The 4,359-nt window shown below is 68.0% G+C and carries 6 protein-coding genes; all 6 read left to right on the top strand.

Annotated elements, in window-relative coordinates; all coding sequences use genetic code 11:
* On the top strand, positions 1-1,066 hold a 1,066-nt coding region (locus tag RT551_RS21315; protein ID WP_313462184.1), incomplete at its 5' end, for an AAA family ATPase.
* Positions 1,053-1,940, top strand: coding sequence for a MinD/ParA family protein (locus RT551_RS21310; RefSeq protein WP_311191132.1), 888 nt, complete (start codon positions 1,053-1,055; stop codon positions 1,938-1,940). The genes RT551_RS21315 and RT551_RS21310, both read left to right, overlap by 14 nt.
* Positions 1,937-2,683 carry an RNA polymerase sigma factor FliA gene (locus tag RT551_RS21305; RefSeq protein WP_311191131.1) on the top strand — a complete coding sequence of 249 codons (747 nt, stop codon included), beginning with the start codon at positions 1,937-1,939 and terminating at the stop codon, positions 2,681-2,683. Before RT551_RS21310 ends, RT551_RS21305 begins: the two co-directional genes overlap by 4 nt.
* Positions 2,684-2,699: 16 nt before the next feature.
* Entirely contained in the window at positions 2,700-3,092 is a 393-nt protein-coding gene (gene cheY / locus RT551_RS21300) for a chemotaxis response regulator CheY (protein WP_185750198.1), read from the top strand.
* Positions 3,092-3,709: a protein phosphatase CheZ gene (locus RT551_RS21295; RefSeq protein ID WP_125361380.1), complete on the top strand. Its 618-nt coding sequence runs from the start codon at positions 3,092-3,094 to the stop codon at positions 3,707-3,709. The genes cheY and RT551_RS21295 overlap by 1 nt, the downstream gene beginning before the upstream one ends.
* Positions 3,710-3,713: 4 nt before the next feature.
* A partial coding sequence (locus RT551_RS21290; protein ID WP_313462181.1) for an Hpt domain-containing protein occupies positions 3,714-4,359 on the top strand: 646 nt, incomplete at its 3' end.

Genomic DNA, 4,359 nt, shown 5'->3' with positions numbered 1-4,359 from the left:
CGAACCGGCCGCCCGCCCGCTGGCCCCGATGAGCGCCGCCAACGAACCTGCAGAACTGCCGGTCGCCCTGGCCGCTGCGGTCGAGGCCATGGAAGCGCCAGTCCTTGCCCCGACCGTGGTCCCGACCCCGGCACCGGCGCTGAACCTGGTCCCGCGCGACGACGAAGAGCTGCGCCAGCTGCGTCACGAAGTGGCCGGCATGCGCCAGGTCATCGAACGCGAAATGACCCGCTTCACCGACGAGCGCCTGCGCGGCTCGGCGGTGCGCGCCGCCGCGCTGGACCTGATGGACGAGTACGGCTTCGACGCCGGCATCAGCCGCGACGTGGCCCTGCAGATCCCGCTGGATACCGAAGCCCATCGCGGCCGTGGCCTGATGCTGGGCCTGCTGTCGCGCAAGCTGCCGATCGCCCCGATCGACCCGCTGGAAGCCGGCGGCGTGATCGCCCTGGTCGGCCCCACCGGTGCCGGCAAGACCACCACCATCGCCAAGCTGGCCTCGCGCTTTGCCGAAGCCCATGCCGCGCGTGACGTCGCCCTGGTCACCACTGACACCGGCCGCATCGGTGCCCGCGAACAGCTGTACGGCTTCGGCCGCCAGCTCGGCATCGCCGTGCACGAGGCCAACAGCGGCAGCGACCTCACCCAGCTGCTGGAGCGCCTGAAGGACTACAAGCTGGTGCTGATCGACACCGCCGGCCTCGGCCCGCGCGACCGCGCCCTCGCCGCCCAGCTGCAGTGGCTGCGCGCCGCCAGCCAGATCCGCACCCTGCTGGTGCTGCCGGCCAATACCAGCTTCGGCGACATGGACGAAGTGGTCCGTCGCTTCAGCGCCGCCAACCCGCAGGGCGTGGTGCTGAGCAAGCTGGACGAGACCGGCCGCTTCGGCACCGCACTTTCGGTGGCCGTCGACCACCGCCTGCCCATCACCTGGGTGACCGACGGCCAGGACGTTCCTGAAGACCTGCACCGGGCCACCGCCGCCAATCTTGTACTTCGCCTTGAAGATTTGCGCCGCGCGGCCGATATGCCCTGCAACCCGGAGTTGAACCATGCCGTCGCGTGAGTACGCCAAGCTGACCCAGAATTTCCCGCTGTCGGCCACCCGCAGCCAGCCGCTGGGCCCGGTCCGCACCATCGCCGTCAGCGGCGGCAAGGGCGGCGTGGGCAAAACGAACGTCTCGGCCAATCTGGCCGTGGCGCTTGCTGACATGGGTAAACGCACCCTGCTGCTCGACGCCGACCTGGGCCTGGCCAACATCGACGTCATTCTCGGCTTACAGCCGAAGCTGACCCTGGCCGACCTGGTCGCCGGGCGCTGCACCCTGGACGAAGTAATCATGGAAGGCCCCGGCGGCGTGCTGGTGGTGCCGGCCGCGTCCGGTCGCCGCCACATGGCGGAGCTGCAGCCGGCCGAACACGTAGGCCTGGTCAACGTGTTCTCCGAGCTGGAACGCGAACTGGACTTCATGATCGTCGACACCGCCGCGGGCATCACCGACGGCGTGCTGACCTTCTGCCAGGCCGCCCAGGACACCGTGGTGGTGGTCTGTGACGAACCGGCCTCGATCACCGACGCCTACGCGCTGATCAAAGTGCTGTCGCGCGAGCGCGGCGTTGACCGCATCCAGGTCGTGGCCAACATGGCCCGCGACCCGAATGAAGGCCGCGTGCTGTACGAAAAGCTGAGCCGGGTCTGCGACAAGTTCCTGGCGGATGTGTCGCTGAACTATCTGGGCTGCGTGCCGCAGGACGACTGGCTGCGCCTGTCGGTGCAGCGCCAGCAGCCCGTGGTCAAGGCCTACCCGTCCAGCCCGGCCGCGCAGGCCATCACCGAAATCGCCCGTCGCACCGCGCGCTGGCAGGCTCCGACCGAGCCGCGCGGTGGCGTCGAGTTCTTCCTCGAACGCATCCTCAAACAGCGTGGGGTGGCCGCATGAAAGGTGCCGCGCAATACAAAGAGGTGCAGCGTGCCGCTGCCACTGAGTGCATTGCCCAGCACTCGGACCTGGTGCGGCGCATTGCCCACCACCTGGCCGCGCGCCTGCCGGCCAGCGTTGAAATCGACGACCTGATCCAGGCCGGCATGATGGGGCTGATCGAAGCGTCGCGCAGCTATGACGCCGACCAGGGAGCCTCGTTCGAAACCTATGCCTCGATCCGCATCCGCGGGTCGATGATCGACGAGATCCGTCGTGGCGACTGGGTGCCGCGTTCCGTGCACCGTCGTGCCCGCGATGCCGCCTCGGCGATCCGCAAGCTGGAACAGAGCACCGGCCGCGCGGCCAGCGCCACCGAAGTGGCCGCCGCGATGGAGATGCCGCTGAACGAGTACCTGCGCCTGATGGAAGACGCCGCGCGTGGCCAGGTGCTCAGCCTGGAGTCGCGCATCGAGGACCAGGGCGAACTGGATACCGTGGCCCAGGGCGGCCCGACCCCGCAGCAGGTACTGGAACGGGGCGAGTTCGGCCGCGAGCTGGGGGCCGCCATCGGCCTGCTGCCCGAACGCGAACAGCTGGTGCTGTCGCTGTACTACGAACAGGAATTGAATCTGAAGGAGATCGGCGCGGTACTCGGTGTCAGCGAGTCGCGCGTCTGCCAGATCCACGGCCAGGCGGTGCTGCGCCTGCGTGGCCGACTGAAGATCTTCGAGGCGGCCGACGCCGGCCTCGAGAACACTTGATACCGAGGAAAGTGCTTTGAACAAGAACATGCGTATCCTGATCGTCGACGACTTCTCGACCATGCGTCGTATCGTCAAGAACCTGCTGGGCGATCTGGGCTTCACCAATACGGCCGAAGCCGAGGACGGGCATGCCGCATTGGCGCTGCTGAACAGCCAGCCGTTCGATTTCGTGGTCACCGACTGGAACATGCCGGTGATGACCGGCATCGACCTGCTCAAGGCGATCCGCGCCGACGCCAAGCTCAAGACCCTGCCGGTGCTGATGGTGACCGCCGAAGCCAAGCGCGAGCAGATCATCGAAGCGGCCCAGAACGGCGTCAACGGCTACATCATCAAGCCGTTCACCGCGGTCACGCTGTCCGAGAAGCTGGACAAGATCTTCGAACGACTGGCAGCGAGCGCCTGATGGAAACCCTCAGCGACAAGTCGGCGCTGGTGCAGCGCCTGCAGGATGCCCTGGCCGCACTGGAAAGCGGCGACGAAGCCGGCTGGCGCCGGGAAATCGACGCGCTGGCCGCGCTGCGCACCCAGCCGATGATGGCCGGCCTGAATCGCCTTGCCCGCGAACTCGGCCAGGCGCTGGGCGAACTGCCCACCGTGCCCACCGAGGCCGGTGAGCTCGATGACGCCTGCGCACGCCTGGACCATGTGGTGGCGATGACCGAACAGGCCACCCACCGCACCCTGGATCTGGCCGAGGAATGCCGTGCGCTCACCGAGCAGCTGCGCGCCGAAGGCCTGAACCCGGAGCAGGACCAGCAGCTGGACCGCATCCGCCACAACCTGACCGAAATCGCGCTGACCCAGAGCTACCAGGACCTCACCGGCCAGATCATCCGCCGTGTGGTGGGAATTGTGCGCCGCGTGCACGAGGGCTTTGGTGCGCTCGGCCTGCCGCCGCCGAACGAAGACGACCGCAAGAAGCAGGACAACGGCCTGGCCGGTCCCGCCGTGAACGGGCTGGACCGCCATGCGGTGTCGCAGGTCGACGCCGATGACCTGCTTTCCGATCTAGGGCTTTAACATCATGAGTGCTGTTCCAGACGATATCGCCGCTGACTTCATCCTCGAGGCCCAGGAGATCCTGGATCGCCTCGGCGAACAGCTGGTCACGCTGGAACAGGCCCCGCAGGACGCCGACCAGCTCAACGCGGTGTTCCGCGGCTTCCACACGCTCAAGGGCGGTGCCGGCTTCCTCGGCATCCAGGCCATGGTGGAACTGTGCCACGCCGCCGAGGAAACCCTGGGCATGGCCCGCTCCGGCCAGGCCGTGCTGCAGGCACACCACTTCGATGCCGCCCAGCAGTCGCTGGACTATCTGCAGTCAATGCTGGATTCGGTGTCCGCCGGTGAAGAACCGGGCTATGCACCGCCCGCACTGATTGCCCAGTTCGACGTCAACGGCGGTGCGCCTGCTCCGGTCGCGGCCGCACCCGTCGCGGCAGCGGCACCGGCCAGCGACCTGATCACCGACGACGAGTTCGAGGCGCTGCTCGACCAACTGCATGGTGGCGCTGCGCCCACTGCAGTGCCCACCGCGAAGAAGGCCGACGACGGCCTGATCGACGAAGACGAGTTTGAAGCCCTGCTGGACCAGCTGCACGGCGGTGCCGCTCCAGGTGCGCGCCCGGTCGCTGCGGTCCCGGCCGTTGCGCCGGCACCGCGACCGGCGG

This window comes from Stenotrophomonas sp. (assembly GCF_032103445.1).
Taxonomy (GTDB): Bacteria; Pseudomonadota; Gammaproteobacteria; order Xanthomonadales; family Xanthomonadaceae; genus Stenotrophomonas.
Note: the sequence above shows the minus strand (reverse complement) of the source record. Positions and strands in the feature narration are given on the sequence as shown.

Coding starts and splice junctions, on each gene's coding strand:
- RT551_RS21295 (WP_125361380.1), top strand. CDS start 3,092: ATGGAAACCCTCAGCGACAAGTCGGCGCTGGTGCAGCGCCTGCAGGAT.
- RT551_RS21310 (WP_311191132.1), top strand. CDS start 1,053: ATGCCGTCGCGTGAGTACGCCAAGCTGACCCAGAATTTCCCGCTGTCG.
- RT551_RS21305 (WP_311191131.1), top strand. CDS start 1,937: ATGAAAGGTGCCGCGCAATACAAAGAGGTGCAGCGTGCCGCTGCCACT.